The organism is Cupriavidus nantongensis (genome assembly GCF_041726985.1).
Taxonomy (GTDB): Bacteria; Pseudomonadota; Gammaproteobacteria; order Burkholderiales; family Burkholderiaceae; genus Cupriavidus; species Cupriavidus nantongensis_A.
Genome location: NZ_CP168303.1, coordinates 488744 through 502183, shown reverse-complemented (window position 1 = coordinate 502183; position 13440 = coordinate 488744). Strand labels below are relative to the sequence as shown.

General features: G+C 69.4%; 13 protein-coding genes. 8 read left to right on the top strand and 5 right to left on the bottom strand.

Annotation, left to right across the window (positions count from 1 at the left end):
- Positions 1-19 precede the first annotated feature (19 nt).
- From ACEI37_RS13400 to ACEI37_RS13385, 4 genes are all read left to right on the top strand, one after another.
- Positions 20-784: a lysophospholipid acyltransferase family protein gene (locus ACEI37_RS13400; RefSeq protein WP_373379289.1), complete on the top strand. Its 765-nt coding sequence runs from the start codon at positions 20-22 to the stop codon at positions 782-784.
- The gene (locus ACEI37_RS13395; protein ID WP_373379288.1) at positions 781-1653 is read left to right on the top strand and encodes a M48 family metallopeptidase; all 873 of its coding nucleotides are present in this window, start codon (positions 781-783) and stop codon (positions 1651-1653) included. Before ACEI37_RS13400 ends, ACEI37_RS13395 begins: the two co-directional genes overlap by 4 nt.
- 95 nt (positions 1654-1748) lie before the next feature.
- Complete coding sequence (gloA, locus tag ACEI37_RS13390) at positions 1749-2156, top strand: lactoylglutathione lyase (RefSeq protein ID WP_112773740.1); 408 nt, start codon at positions 1749-1751, stop codon at positions 2154-2156.
- A gap of 65 nt (positions 2157-2221) precedes the next feature.
- Complete coding sequence (locus ACEI37_RS13385; protein WP_062802042.1) at positions 2222-3073, top strand: DMT family transporter; 852 nt, start codon at positions 2222-2224, stop codon at positions 3071-3073.
- Between the two features lie 174 nt (positions 3074-3247).
- Here ACEI37_RS13385 and trpS read toward each other — a convergent pair whose 3' ends face one another.
- The 5 genes from trpS to ACEI37_RS13360 all read right to left on the bottom strand — a co-directional run bounded on the left by trpS (position 3248) and on the right by ACEI37_RS13360 (position 10269).
- Complete coding sequence (gene trpS, locus ACEI37_RS13380; protein ID WP_373379287.1) at positions 3248-4285, bottom strand: tryptophan--tRNA ligase; 1038 nt, start codon at positions 4283-4285, stop codon at positions 3248-3250.
- Between the two features lie 73 nt (positions 4286-4358).
- Complete coding sequence (gene rsmA, locus ACEI37_RS13375; protein WP_373379286.1) at positions 4359-5192, bottom strand: 16S rRNA (adenine(1518)-N(6)/adenine(1519)-N(6))-dimethyltransferase RsmA; 834 nt, start codon at positions 5190-5192, stop codon at positions 4359-4361.
- A 17-nt stretch (positions 5193-5209) separates the two neighbouring features.
- Entirely contained in the window at positions 5210-6298 is a 1089-nt protein-coding gene (pdxA, locus tag ACEI37_RS13370; protein WP_373379285.1) for a 4-hydroxythreonine-4-phosphate dehydrogenase PdxA, read from the bottom strand.
- A 47-nt stretch (positions 6299-6345) separates the two neighbouring features.
- The gene (locus ACEI37_RS13365; protein WP_373379284.1) at positions 6346-7818 is read right to left on the bottom strand and encodes a peptidylprolyl isomerase; all 1473 of its coding nucleotides are present in this window, start codon (positions 7816-7818) and stop codon (positions 6346-6348) included.
- 9 nt (positions 7819-7827) lie between these two features.
- Positions 7828-10269 (bottom strand): LPS-assembly protein LptD, encoded by a 2442-nt coding sequence (locus tag ACEI37_RS13360; RefSeq protein WP_373379283.1) that lies wholly within the window; start codon positions 10267-10269, stop codon positions 7828-7830.
- Between the two features lie 255 nt (positions 10270-10524).
- Here ACEI37_RS13360 and ACEI37_RS13355 point away from each other — a divergent pair, with 255 nt between their 5' ends.
- Genes ACEI37_RS13355 through murU form a run of 4 tightly spaced genes read left to right on the top strand, consistent with a single transcriptional unit; the run spans position 10525 to position 13412 of the window.
- A complete protein-coding gene (locus ACEI37_RS13355; RefSeq protein ID WP_373379281.1) occupies positions 10525-11559 on the top strand; it encodes an aminoglycoside phosphotransferase family protein in 1035 nt (344 codons plus the stop codon).
- A gap of 4 nt (positions 11560-11563) precedes the next feature.
- Positions 11564-12367 (top strand): AzlC family ABC transporter permease, encoded by an 804-nt coding sequence (locus ACEI37_RS13350; RefSeq protein ID WP_373379279.1) that lies wholly within the window; start codon positions 11564-11566, stop codon positions 12365-12367.
- Positions 12364-12690 (top strand): AzlD domain-containing protein, encoded by a 327-nt coding sequence (locus ACEI37_RS13345; RefSeq protein WP_373379278.1) that lies wholly within the window; start codon positions 12364-12366, stop codon positions 12688-12690. Before ACEI37_RS13350 ends, ACEI37_RS13345 begins: the two co-directional genes overlap by 4 nt.
- Positions 12687-13412: an N-acetylmuramate alpha-1-phosphate uridylyltransferase MurU gene (murU, locus tag ACEI37_RS13340; RefSeq protein ID WP_373379277.1), complete on the top strand. Its 726-nt coding sequence runs from the start codon at positions 12687-12689 to the stop codon at positions 13410-13412. Before ACEI37_RS13345 ends, murU begins: the two co-directional genes overlap by 4 nt.
- Positions 13413-13440: the final 28 nt, after the last annotated feature.

Here is a 13440-nt window from a genome sequence, read left to right as displayed (position 1 = left end):
CCCTTTTTGCGCCCCCCGCATGACGTTCCTTCGTTCCCTGTTGTTCGCGCTGTACCTGCTGGTACTGACGCCGCCCTACGCCTGCGCCTGCTTCCTGGTGTTCCCGTTCATGAATGCCGACCAGCGCTTCCGCTTCGTGCGCGGCTGGCCGCGGCTGGTGATCGGCGCCGCCCGCGTCATCTGTGGCATCCAGTACCGCATCGAAGGCCATGAGCACATGGACGGCATGCTGGACAAGCCGGTGGTGCTGCTGTCCAAGCACCAGTCGGCCTGGGAAACCGTGGCCTACGTCGCGCTGATGCCGAAGCCGCTGTGCTTTGTGTTCAAGCGCGAGCTGCTGCTGGTGCCGTTCTTCGGCTGGGCGCTGGGCATGCTGAAGATGGTCCATATCAACCGCAAGGAAGGCACCCGCGCCTTTGCCTCGGCCGTGCGCCAGGGCCGCGAGCGTCTTGCCGAAGGCGCCTGGATCATCATGTTCCCGGAAGGCACGCGCACCCCTTCGGGGCTGGAAAAGACGCGCTACAAGAGCGGCGGCGCGCGGCTGGCGGTGGAAACCGGTGCCTGGGTGCTGCCGATGGCGGTCAACTCCGGGCGGGTGTGGCCGCGCAACAAGTTCCTCAAGTATCCCGGCATGGTGACGATTTCGGTCGGCCCGCCGATCTCCTCGGCCAACAAGACCGCCGACCAGCTCAACCAGGAAGTGGCCGACTGGATCGAACGCGACATGCGCCGCATCGACCCGGACAGCTACCAGGCCGCGCAGCGCAGCGAGTCGGCCGCATGAAGCTGCTGCGACCCGCCGCGGAGGCCGACGGCGCGCAGCTGGAGCTGCCGCTGGCGGAGGCCGTCCACGCGCCGCCGCAGCCGGCGGCGCCGCTGGCACCGGACTCGCCGCATCCGCAGCAGGCCCCGGCCTGGCCGGTGCCGCAGCCCAATGCGCGCCTGCTGCAGATCGGCGAGCGGCCGCTGCACTACACCCTCAAGCGCTCGGCGCGCCGCACCATCGGCTTCACCATCGACGACCGCGGCCTGTCGATCACCGCGCCGCGCTGGGTCACGCTGGCCGATATCGAGGCAGCGATCCTGGAAAAGCAGCGCTGGATCTTCAACAAGATGGGCGAGTGGCGCCACCGCGAAGCGCGCCGCGTGCTGCCGACGGTGCAGTGGCGCGAGGGCGCGGCCCTGCCCTTCCTCGGCCAGCCGCTGACGCTGACGCTGGAGTCGCCGATCGGCGCGCTGCTGTTCGATGCCGACCGCCGCGTGCTGCACCTGGCGCTGCCGGCCCATGCCGACGAGCAGCAGATCAAGGACCGCGTGCAGGGCTGGCTGCAGCAGCAGGCGCGGCGCGTGCTGGCCGAGCGTCTGGACCTCTATGCCGCCAGGCTGGGCGTGCGCCACACCGGCTTCGCGCTGACCTCGGCCGCGACGCGCTGGGGCAGCTGCACCGCCGACGGCAAGATCCGGCTGAACTGGCGCCTGATGCATTTCCCGCTGTCGATGATCGACTATGTCGCCGCGCATGAACTGGCGCACCTGAAGGAAATGAACCACGGCCCGCGCTTCTGGGAAACCGTGGAGTCGATCTTTCCCGAGTTCCGCGACGCCCGCGCGCAATTGCGCGCGCACCCGCCCGAGCTGCTGCCGACGTTCTGAGGGCCGCTATCGGTACCGGACTGGCCCCGGTGGGTTTCGGCCAAAGGCACTAAAATGGCGCCTTCCCATACCGATAACAGTTGAAGGCCCCTCCCATGCGACTCCTCCACACCATGCTGCGCGTCGGCGACATGCAGCGCTCCATCGATTTCTACACCCGCGTGCTCGGCATGCAGCTGCTGCGCCAGAGCGACAACCCCGAGTACAAGTACCGCCTCGCCTTCGTCGGCTACGGCCCCGAGAGCGAAACCGCGGTGCTGGAGCTGACCTACAACTACGGCGTCGACAGCTACGACCTCGGCACGGCCTATGGCCACATCGCGCTGGAGACCGACGATGCCGCGGCCGCCTGCGACCGCATCCGCGCCGCGGGCGGCAAGGTCACGCGCGAGGCCGGTCCGGTCAAAGGCGGCACCACCGTGATCGCCTTCGTCGAAGACCCGGATGGCTACAAGATCGAGCTGATCGAGCGCCATTCCACCCGCGACGCCAGCCGTCCCTGAAGGCCGGCGCCGTGAGCCCGGAGAGCATCGCGCGCCAGCCGCTCGACGCCACCGCCATCGGCCTGATGGTGGTGCTGTGCGCCGCCTGGGGACTGCAGCAGGTGGTGATCAAGGTGACCGCGCCGCTGATGGGCGCGGTGCTGCAGGCCGGCGTGCGCTCGGCGGTGGCGGCGCTGCTGGTATTCGGCTTCGCGGCGTGGCGCGGCACCCCGCTGTGGCGGCGCGACGGCACGCTCAACGCTGGCCTGCTGGCCGGGCTGCTGTTCGGGGCGGAGTTCTTCTGCATCTTCGTCGGCCTGGGGCACACCACGGCCTCGCGCATGGCGGTGTTCCTGTACACCGCGCCGATCTTCACCGCGCTGGGACTGCATATGGTGGTGCCTGGCGAACGGCTGCGTCCCGGCCAGTGGCTGGGCGTGGCGCTCGCGTTCGCAGGGATGGCGCTGGCCTTTGCGGATGGCATCGCCGCGCCGTCATCTCAGGGCAGCACGCTGCTGGGCGATGCGCTCGGCATCCTCGCCGGCGCGCTGTGGGCGGCCACCACCGTGGTGGTGCGCGCCAGTCCGCTGGCCGGCGCACCGGCCAGCAAGACCCTGCTGTACCAGCTGGCGGTGTCCGCGGTGATGCTGCTGGGCATGGCGCTCGCCGGCGGCCAGACCGCCACCGTGCAGATCGACGGCGTGGTGCTGGCCAGCCTGTTCTACCAGTCGGTGCTGATCGCCTTTGCCAGCTACCTGACCTGGTTCTGGCTGCTGCAGCGCTACCTGGCGTCGCGGCTGTCGGTGTTTTCCTTCCTGACGCCGCTGTTCGGGGTCGCCTTCGGCGTGGTGCTGATGCACGATGCCGTGGGCCCGCGCTTCGCGGTGGCGGCGGTGCTGGTGCTGGCGGGGATCGTGCTGGTGAATCGGCGGGGGTGAGGGGCTGGACGGGTTGCGTTAAAACCCGTTGGCCTTGCTTTGTGTAGTGCCCTGCTAGCCCACCCCTCACCCCGGTCCCTCTCCCCATGAGGGGAGAGGGGGAACACCTTGCTCAGGCGAGTTCGGGCGGCTTGGGAGCACCCAAAACCATCCCGCCTAGCCGGCGTCCCGGGTTTAGCGGCGCGACTCGAATGAGAACATGCCCAGCGCGTCGCGCACTTCTTCCAGCGTCTGCTGAGTCAGCGCGCGCGCCTTCGCGGTGCCCTGGCGCAGGATGTCGAAGACATAGTCCGGATCCTTGGCCAGCGCTTCGCGGCGCTCGCGGATCGGGGCCAGCATGTCCTGCAGCACGCCCTCGATGCGGCGCTTGAGCACCATGTCGCCGAGCCCGCCGCGCTGGTAGTGTTCCTTCAGCGCCTGGACTTCCTCGGTGTTCGGGTCGAACGCATCCAGGTAGGTGAACACCACGTTGCCCTCGACCTGGCCGGGGTCCGCCACGCGCAGGTGGTTGGGATCGGTGTACATGCTGTGCACCGCGGCCTTGATCTGCTCGGGCGCGGCCCCCAGCGCGATCGCGTTGCCCATCGACTTGCTCATCTTGGCCTTGCCGTCGACGCCGGGCAGGCGGCCGAATTGCGGAATCATCGCCTTGCACTCGGGCAGCACGTCGCGGCCAACCTGGTGGTTGATGCGGCGCACGATTTCGTTGGTCTGCTCGATCAGCGGCGCCTGGTCCTCGCCCACCGGCACCACCTCGGCCTTGAAGCCGGTGATGTCGGCCGCCTGCGAGGCCGGATAGCACAGGAAGCCGGCCGGGATGTCGCGGCCAAAGCCGCGCGCCTGGATTTCTTCCTTGATGGTCGGGTTGCGCTCCAGCCGCGCCACCGTGACGAAGTTCAGGTACATCAGCGTCAGCTCGGCCAGCGCGGGCAGGTGCGACTGCACCGTGATGGTGGTCTTGGCCGGGTCGATGCCGACCGCCAGGTAGTCCAGCGCCACCTCCAGCACGTTGCGGCGCACCTTGTCGGGATCGTGCGCGTTATCGGTCATGGCCTGGGTGTCGGCCAGCAGCAGGTACTGCTCGTGCGAATCCTGCAGCGCGACGCGGCTCTTGAGCGAGCCGACGAAGTGGCCGAGGTGCAGCGGGCCGGTGGGACGGTCGCCGGTCAGGATCACGGGACGCCGGTTGGTTTGGCTGGTTTGGGCTGTCATGGGACGGTCTTGCACGGAAATAGTCGCGGGAGAATCGGGATGCTTTGGGAATGCGGGAATTACGCTGCCGCGCTCAGGCGGCCTGGCCCGAAGGCTTGTCGCCCAGGCGCCGGGCCAGCTCGACATACTCGCCGACCGGCACTTCCTCGGCGCGCCGGCCCAGGTCGAAGCCCATGGCTTCGAAATCGACCTGGTCGCGCAGGAACGACAGCGTATTGCGCAGCACCTTGCGCCGCTGCGAGAACGCCGCCGTGACCACGTCGCCGAGCACGGTGATGTCGCAATCGGCATGCGGCGAACGCAGCCGGCCGTCGCCGTGGCGCGGCCACGGGATCATGCGGACCACCGCGGAGTCGACCTTGGGCGGCGGATTGAAGGCGCCCGGCGGCACGTCCAGCACGTGCTCCATGTAGTACCGCACCTGCAGCATGATCGACAAGCGGCCGAAGGCCTTGCTGCCGGGCTCGGCGACCATGCGTTCCACCACCTCTTTCTGCAGCATGAAATGCTGGTCGTGCACGTGGTCGGCAAACTCCATCAGATGGAACAGCAGCGGGCTCGAAATGTTGTACGGCAGGTTGCCGACGATGCGCAGCGGGCGGCCCGGCACGGCCAGCTTGTCGAAGTCGAAGTCGAGCGCGTCGCCGGCGTGGACCTGCAGGCGGTCGCCATAGCGGCGGCGCAGCCGCTCGACCAGGTCGCGGTCCAGTTCGACCACCTGCATCTGCGCAATCCGCTCGAGCAGCGGGTCGGTCAGCGCGCCCAGGCCCGGCCCGATCTCGACCAGCACGTCGCCGGCCTGCGGGCTGATGGCATTGACGATGCCGTGGATGATGGTGTCGTCGACCAGGAAGTTCTGCCCGAATCGTTTGCGGGCCACATGGCCCTGGTGCACGTTAGAACGCATGATGTATTAGTCCGGCGTCAGCAAGGCGGCTGCGTGCCGGAAGGGGTATGGCCCGGGGCACCGCCGCCGGGCCGTCGGCCGTTGGCGTGGCCAGACATGATAACCGCCGTGCGGATGGCCTCGATCATGCTGCCGTGCTCGGCCTGGCCGGTGCCGGCGAGGTCGAGCGCGGTGCCGTGGTCCACCGACGTGCGGATGAAGGGCAGCCCCAGCGTGATGTTCACGCCGCGGCCGAAGGTGCCGTACTTGAGCGGCGCCAGCCCCTGGTCATGGTACATCGCCAGCACGCAGTCGGCATCGCGCAGGTGGCGCGGCTGGAACAGCGTGTCGGCCGGGAACGGCCCGCGCGCATCGATGCCGGCATCCTTGGCCTGCGCCAGCGCGGGCGTGATGATGTCGATTTCTTCGCGGCCCATATGGCCGCTTTCGCCGGCGTGCGGGTTCAGGCCCGTGACCAGGATGCGCGGCCGCGCGATGCCGAAGCAGCGGCGCAGGTCGGCATCGATGATGGCCAGCGTCTGCACCAGCAGCAGCACCGACAGAGCATCGGGCACCGCGCGCAGCGGCAGGTGGGTGGTGGCCAGCGCCACGCGCAGCATGGCGTCGTCGTGCGCCGGCTGCGGGCCAGCCAGCATCATCACCACGCGCGGCACGCCGGCGCTTTCGGCAAGGTACTCGGTATGGCCGGTGAAGGGCACGCCGGCGTCGTTGATGGTGCTTTTCTGCACCGGCGCCGTCACCATCGCGGCATAGCGCGGCGCGGCGCCACCCTGTGCGCGGCAGCCACCGATGGCGGCATCGAGCAGCTTCAGCACATAGCGGCCATTGCGCGCGTCGAGCCGCCCGGCCTCGCACGCCACCGCCAGCGCGATGTCCTCGATCACCACGCCGCCGTCGGCAAGGCGCCGCTCCCAGGCGTGGGTGACGCCCAGCGCCTCGGCCCGCTCGGCCAGCATGCGGGCATCGCCCAGTACATGGAAGCGGTAGGCCCCGCCGTCGATGCCATGATTGGCGCCCGCCAGCTGCAGCAGCGCCGCGATGGTGATATCGGGGCCGATGCCGGCGGGTTCACCGGTGGAAATGGCCAGGGCTAGCGGATCGGGCATGTCGGGTCGGCGCTTTGGTGCGGACAGGCGGATCAGGGGCCGGCGCTTCAGCGCTGCCGGTTGACCCGGTATTCCACGTACGCCTGCGAGCGCAGCTGGCGCACCCAGTCATCATAGGCGGCGCGCAGTTTTTGTTCGCGCACTTCGGCACGGGCGAAGTCGCGCTGCTTCTCCGGCGACAGCTCGGTCTCGCGGCGGTTCAGCACCTGGATCAGGTGCACGCCGAACTGCGTGACCACGGGCTCGGAGATCTCGTTGGGACGCAGCCGGCTCATGGCCTGCTCGAACTCGGGCACCAGCTCGCCCGGCGACACCCACCCCAGGTCGCCGCCGTTCTGCGCCGAGCCGTCCTGCGAGAAGCGCTTGGCGGCGTCGGCAAAGTCGCCGCCATGGGTGATGCGGTCGCGCAGCGTGCCGAGCTGGCGGCGCGCCTCGGCCTCGGGCATGTTGGGGCCGGTGCGGATCAGGATGTGGCGCACCTGGGTCTGCGTGATCTTGCCAGCCGCGGCCGGGCCCGAGGCCGGCGCCGCGCGCTTGGCCACCAGCTTGATCACGTGGAAGCCGGCGGCGCTCTCGACCACCTGCGGCGCCACCGCGCCGGGCTGCAGGTCGACCACGGCATTGGCGAACAGCGCCGGCAGGCGGCCGATTTCGCGGAAGCCCATGGCACCGCCTTGGGCCGCTTCGGGGCCTTCGGAGCTGCTTTGCGCCAGCTGCGCGAAGTCGGCCCCGCCCTGGGCCTGCTTGAGCAGCCCCTCGGCCTTGGCGCGCAGCGCCTGCTTCTGCGCGTCCGAGGCATTCTCGGGCACGCGCACGAGGATCTGCGCCATGTTGTATTCGGTCGGGCCGCCGGCCGCGCCCTGGCCGCCGCGCGCCGCCAGGTAGTTGTCGATCTCGCCGTCGTAGACCTGCACCTTGGAATCGACTTCGCGCTCGCGCAGGCGGATCACCTGCACCTGCTTGCGCAGCTCGTCGCGGTACTTGGTCCAGGTCATGCCGCTGCCCTCGACCCGGCGGCGCAGCTCGGCCGCGTTCATCTGGTTCTGCTGCGCCACGGATTCGATGGCGCGGTCGACTTCCTGGTCGGTCACGCGGATGCCGGCGTCCTGCGCGGCCTGGGTCTGCACGCGCTCCATCACCAGGCGCTCGAGCACCTCGCCGAGCAGGTCGGCGCGCGCCGGCACCGGACGGCCGCCGGCACGCAGCTGGCTCTCGATCTCGTCGGCGCGGTCAAGCAGTTCGCGCCGCGTGATCACGCTGTTGTTGACCACCGCCACCACTTCGTCGATCAGCTGCGAGCGCTTCTGGCCGCCGGCCTGGGGCACGCCGAGCTTGGGCTGGCTGGACGGCGCGGTGACGTCGGACGCCTGCGGCACGAAGATGCCGCTGGTGCGCGGCGTTCCGGGCGCCTTCAGTTGCGCGGCGGCGGGCACCGCCATCGCGGCCAGCACGGCCGGCAGCAGCAGCCGGTGCCAGGACGTCAGCAAAAAGGAAAACACGGCGAATTCTTGACGTTTCATCGTAATCCGTCATTCATAGTGATCGAACTGGGTCGTCGGCACCGGCTTGGCCGAAACCGGCTCGTAGCCCGGCACGTTCAGGCGCAGGATGTTCAACGGGTTGGACCCGATCTTGGAAAGGCCACGGAACTCCACCTGCAGGAAGACCCGCCCGGTGTAGCCCTGGGTGGTGTTGCGGAAACGCTGGTAGACCACGCGGCCGACCCAGCAGTCCGCCGCGTACTCGACGCCGGCCAGCGCATCGACCATCTGGCTGGCGGTCAGGTCGAAGGCGAAGCGCGCAATGCCGTAGGCACGGCGCGTGATCGGCCACTGGCTCGACAGCTCGAACTGGTCGATCGCGGTGTTGTCGGTCACCGAGGTCGGCCGGCGGTAGCGGTAGCCGGCGTTGAACACCTTGCGCGACTCCGGGCGGTACGTGAACGCCACGTTGCCGTAGTTGACCCGGTCCGAATCGGGGTTGTACTGCACCCCCGCATCCAGATAGTAGCCGCGGAACAGCTGGATGGTGGTAGCGGCCAGCAGGTCCGACGAGCCCGACTTGGGATCGGCCAGCGTGCCGTTGAGCTGCACGCGCTGCCCGGTGAAGTCATAGCGCTGCGCAATGGTGCCGCGGAAGCGCTCGATGCCGGTATCGGACTCGATCAGGCGCGTGGTCACGCCGCCGGTCAGCTTGTTGTTGTCGGCGATGCGGTCATAGCCGGTGAACGGGTTTTCGCTGAAGATCTGCCCGTAGCCGAAGTCGGACTGCACCGTGTCGAACAGCGGGAACTGGCTCTGGTCGCGGAACGGCGTGTAGACATAGAACAGGCGCGGCTCGAGCGTCTGCACGTAGTTGACCCCGAACAGGCGGCTGATGGTCGGCGCGTCGCGCTCGAAGGTCATGCCCGAATCCAGGCTGACGGTCGGGATCGCGCGCGACAAATTGTTCTGCGCGGTCGGCGTGTTGGTGGCCGCTTCCATCTGGTACTGCGCCGCGTTGAACGACACCTTGGGCGTTACGTACCAGCCGGCGCGCACGATCGGGTAACTGATGCTGGGCTGGAAATACATGCGCTCGCCCTGCGGCTGCTGGAAGCCGGTGGACGTCAGCGGGATGCGGAAGCGGGTGTAGTCAGCTTCCATCTGCACGTCGAAGCCGCCCAGGTCATAGCGGATGTACTTGCCGTTCAACTGCGGCACGCGCTCGTACGACGGCTCGCTGGGGCGCAGCGTCTGGAACTTCTGCACCCGCGCCAGCAGGGTGAAGTCCTGCCAGTTGTAGGTGACGCCGCCCTCCTGCGTGTACTGCCGCAGCGTCGATTGCGACACGCTGCGGTTGAAGTCGTCCGGGTAGCGGTCGTCGGAAACCCGGTTCAGGTTCAGGTACGCGGCCAGCCCCGGCGCCAGCCGCTGGGTATGCTGCAGCGAATAGGCCCAGCGGTTCGAGTTGGTCTTCCTGTCGTCCGGCAGGAACTCGGCGCGCACGCGCCCGGAGTAGGTCTCGCTCAGGTAGCGGTATTCGCCGCCGAGCTGCAGGCCGCGCTCGGTCATCAGCCGCGGATAGATGGTCAGGTCGCGGTTGGGCGCGATATTGACGTAGTACGGCGCGGTCAGGTCGAAACCCGACTTCGAGCTGTAGCCCATCAGCGGCGGCAGGAAGCCGCTGCGGCGGTCGTCGTTCAGCGGGAAGCTGAACGCGGGCGCGGCCGCGACCGGCACGCCGAAGAAGTTCAGCACGCCGCCGTAGGCCACGCCCACCTGGCGGTCGCTGTCCAGGTCGATCCGGTTGGCGCTGAAATACCAGTCGGCATTGTCGGGCGAACAGGTGGTGTACGACGCCTGCCGGGCCGTGCTGCGGTTCTGGTCGAGGAAGTCGATGCGCTCGGCCTTGCCGGTGCCGCCGGTCTGCTGGAAGTAGTAATCCGGCGACAGCATGTAGCCTTCGTTGGCCTCGACCTTGAGCCGCGCTTCCGGGCCCACCGCCAGCGCGCCGCCGCGCGACATGCGCACATTGCCCTGGGCGAAAGCCTCGTCGGTGTCCTGGTCGTAGGTCAGCTTGTCGCCCTTGATCACGCCGCCGTCGCGGCGCAATTCGGCATGGCCTTCGAGTTCGACGCCGCGCTCGCTGTAGCCGGTCATGCGGTCGGCTTCGATGAAGGTGGGGGCGTCGGGATCGGACTCGCCCCTGGCGGACGGCTCGGCCAGGCGCGGCACCAGCTCGCCGGACTCCACCGGCAGCGGCGGCGCCGGCGGCGCGGCTTCGAACACCGGCTCGACCTGGTCGAGGTCGGGGATCGCCGAGCCGGTGATCTGCCCATGGGCGCCGGCCGACAGGCCGGCCATGGCCAGCACCAGCGGGCGCAGCGCGCCTGCGTGCAGGCCCCCGGCGCGCCTGGCACGGGCCGGGGCGCTGGGGAAGGCAGGCGAAGGCAAGGCCCTGTTGTTCGGTGATCGTTGTGATTCGGTCATTCGCACGGGTGGTCAGTCTCGGCACGGGCAGCGGCTCGCCTGCAGGCCGCCAGGCCCCCGCCGGGGCAGGCTGCGGGGCAACGCGGCCCCTCCCGGAGGCCACCGGCGCCCCGGTCTGGTCGGGTATTATACGGGGCAACCCGGGGTGCTCTTGCCGCTTACTTTCGGTTTCATTTCCGGCGTCATCGAGGGCGGCTTTCACTTTCGTTCCGCCCCCGCGCCCCATCCCCACACGTGCCTCCGACAAGTACCTGTATGGCAGCTCTTCCTCACGACCCGCGCCTGGACCAGCTCAAGGCCTGGGTGGCCGGACTTGGACCGGCATGGTCCGCCGATCCCGATTCCTGCGTCCCGGCCTCGGCCGATGCCAGCTTCCGGCGCTATTTCCGCGTCCGAACCGGCCATCGCGCGCATCCCACCGCGATCGTGATGGACGCCCCGCCGGCGCACGAGGACTGCCGCCCGTTCATCCATGTCTGCGGGCTGTTCGGCGCCGCCGGCGTGACCGTGCCGACGGTGCTGGCGCAGGACCTGGAACAGGGCTTCCTGCTGCTGGCAGACCTTGGCAGCCAGACCTACCTGTCGAAGCTGGACGATTCCTCCGCGCACGGCCTCTACACCGACGCCGCCGCCGCGCTGGTCCGGATCCAGGCGGCCACGCGCCCCGGCGAGCTGCCCGCCTACGACCGCGCGCTGCTGCAGCGCGAACTCGACCTGTTCCCGCAGTGGTACGTGGCCAGGCACCTCGGCGCCACGCTGTCCGAGGCCCAGCAGGCCGACTGGCACGAAGTGACGGAGGCGCTGCTTGCCAACAACCTCGCCCAGCCCCAGGTCTATGTGCACCGCGATTTCCACTCGCGCAACCTGATGGTGCTCGAGGGCACCGCCAACCCGGGCGTGCTTGATTTCCAGGACGCGGTGACCGGGCCGATCACCTACGATGCGGTGTCGCTGTGGCGCGATGCCTATATCGAATGGGACGAAGAGCAGCAGCTCGACTGGCTGATCCGCTACTGGGAACGCGCGCGCAAGGCCGCGCTGCCGGTCAACCCCGACTTCGGCGAGTTCTACCGCGACTTCGAGTGGATGGGGCTGCAGCGCCATCTCAAGGTGCTGGGGATCTTCGCCCGCCTGTACCACCGCGACGGCAAGGACGGCTACCTGGCCAACCTGCCGCTGGTGATGAAGTACACGCGCCAGGTGGCCGGGCGCTATACCGAACTGCGCAAGCTGATCCGCCTGCTGGACGCGCTCGAAGGCGTGGCCAGCCCGGCCGGCTATACGTTCTGACGCCATGCGCGCCGACGATTCAGGTCCGGACCAGCGCCCTGCACCCGCCATCACCGCCGCCGGCGAATGGCTGGCCGGGGCGCGCGCGCTCGCGCCGATGCTGCTGGGCGTGGTGCCGTTCGGGCTGATCTACGGCGTGCTGGCGGTCGGCGCCGGCATGCCCGCGTGGCTGGCCTGCGCCATGAGCGCGATCGTGTTCGGCGGCGCCTCGCAGATGATCCTGACCCAGCTGTGGACCGCCGGCACCCCGGCAGTGGTGGTCACGCTGACGGTGGCGATGGTCAACCTGCGCCACGCGCTGTATTCCGCCACCATCGCCCCGACCCTGGCACACCTGCCGCGGCGCTGGAAGGCGCTGATCGCCTACCTGCTGACCGACGAGGCCTTTGCCGCGATGACGCACCGGCTGGGCGACACCGGCCCGCGCGCCCGCCATCGCCACTGGTATTACTTTGGCGGCGGCTTCGCGCTGTGGGCCAGCTGGCAGCTGTCGACGCTGGCCGGCGTGCTGGTCGGCGCCCAGGTGCCGCGCCACTGGCCGCTGGATTTCTTCCTGCCGCTGACCTTTATCGGCATCATCGTGCCGGGCCTCAGGCACCGCTCGCATGTCGCCGCGGCGCTGGCGGCCAGTGCGCTGGCGGTGGCCTGCTACAGCCTGCCGCACAAGCTCGGCCTGATGGTGGCGGCGCTGGGCGGCATTGCCGTCGGCATGCTGGTGCTGGGACGCGGCAACCGCGCCGGTCCTCGTGCCGCCAGCCACGCCGCCGATGCCGACACTGCCAGCACCGCCGGCAAGGAGGCCGCATGAGCGCGCTGACGCTGCTGTGGGTGTTCCTGGCCGCGGGCCTGGCCACCTTCCTGATCCGCCTGTCGTTCATTGCCGTCGAAGGCCGGGTGCGGCTGCCGTCGTGGTTTCGCACCGCGCTGCAGTTCGTGCCGGCCGCGATGCTGTCGGCGCTGATCGCGCCCGACCTGCTGATGCACCAGGGCGAGCTCGCCCTGACCCCGACCAACGCCAGGCTGGTGGCCGGCGTGGTCGCCATCCTGATTGCCGCACGTACCCGCAGCGTGGGCTGGACCATCGCCGGCGGCATGGCCACGCTGCTTGCCCTGGAGGCCCTGTTCCGATGAAGGTGATGATTTTTGCCGCCGGCCGCGGCGACCGCATGCGTCCGCTGACCGATGCCTGCCCCAAGCCGCTGCTGGCGGTGGGCGGCAAGCCGCTGATCGTCTGGAAGATCGAAGCGCTGGCGCGCGCCGGGTTGCGCGACATCGTCATCAACCACGCCTGGCTGGGCGCGCAGATCGAGGCGGCGCTGGGCGATGGCAGCCGCTTCGGCGTGCGCATCGCCTACTCGGCCGAGGGCGAGGCGCTGGAAACCGCCGGCGGCATCGCCAAGGCCCTGCCGCTGCTGTCGCACGACCCGGTCCGCGGCGAGATCTTCCTGGCGGTGTCCGGCGACATCTTCTGCGACTACGATTTCCGCGCGCTGCTGCCGCGCGCGCAGGCGCTGGCGGGCGCGGCCGCGCCGCACATGCACCTGGTGATGGTGCCGAACCCGCCGTTCCATCCGCGCGGGGACTTCGCGCTGGACGATCACGGCCGGCTCTCGCTCGAGGCCGAGCCGGCCAGCGGCGCGCGCCTGACCTTCGGCAATATCGGGCTGTACGACACCCGCCTGTTTACCGATATCGTGCCGGGCACGCGGGTGGCCATGACGCCGATCTACCATGCCGGCATCGCCGCCGGCACCGCCACCGGCGAGCGCTTCGATGGGCGCTGGGAGAACGTCGGCACGCCGGCACAGCTGGCCGAGCTGGACGCGATGCTGTCGGCCGCACCGGGGCGCTAGCGCGCGCGACTTTGGCGCCACTGGCGCA

Coding starts and splice junctions, on each gene's coding strand:
- rsmA (WP_373379286.1), bottom strand. CDS start 5,192: ATGCGTTCTAACGTGCACCAGGGCCATGTGGCCCGCAAACGATTCGGG.
- murU (WP_373379277.1), top strand. CDS start 12,687: ATGAAGGTGATGATTTTTGCCGCCGGCCGCGGCGACCGCATGCGTCCG.
- gloA (WP_112773740.1), top strand. CDS start 1,749: ATGCGACTCCTCCACACCATGCTGCGCGTCGGCGACATGCAGCGCTCC.
- trpS (WP_373379287.1), bottom strand. CDS start 4,285: ATGACAGCCCAAACCAGCCAAACCAACCGGCGTCCCGTGATCCTGACC.
- ACEI37_RS13360 (WP_373379283.1), bottom strand. CDS start 10,269: ATGACCGAATCACAACGATCACCGAACAACAGGGCCTTGCCTTCGCCT.
- ACEI37_RS13400 (WP_373379289.1), top strand. CDS start 20: ATGACGTTCCTTCGTTCCCTGTTGTTCGCGCTGTACCTGCTGGTACTG.
- ACEI37_RS13395 (WP_373379288.1), top strand. CDS start 781: ATGAAGCTGCTGCGACCCGCCGCGGAGGCCGACGGCGCGCAGCTGGAG.
- ACEI37_RS13350 (WP_373379279.1), top strand. CDS start 11,564: ATGCGCGCCGACGATTCAGGTCCGGACCAGCGCCCTGCACCCGCCATC.
- ACEI37_RS13355 (WP_373379281.1), top strand. CDS start 10,525: ATGGCAGCTCTTCCTCACGACCCGCGCCTGGACCAGCTCAAGGCCTGG.
- ACEI37_RS13365 (WP_373379284.1), bottom strand. CDS start 7,818: ATGAAACGTCAAGAATTCGCCGTGTTTTCCTTTTTGCTGACGTCCTGG.
- ACEI37_RS13385 (WP_062802042.1), top strand. CDS start 2,222: ATGGTGGTGCTGTGCGCCGCCTGGGGACTGCAGCAGGTGGTGATCAAG.
- pdxA (WP_373379285.1), bottom strand. CDS start 6,298: ATGCCCGATCCGCTAGCCCTGGCCATTTCCACCGGTGAACCCGCCGGC.
- ACEI37_RS13345 (WP_373379278.1), top strand. CDS start 12,364: ATGAGCGCGCTGACGCTGCTGTGGGTGTTCCTGGCCGCGGGCCTGGCC.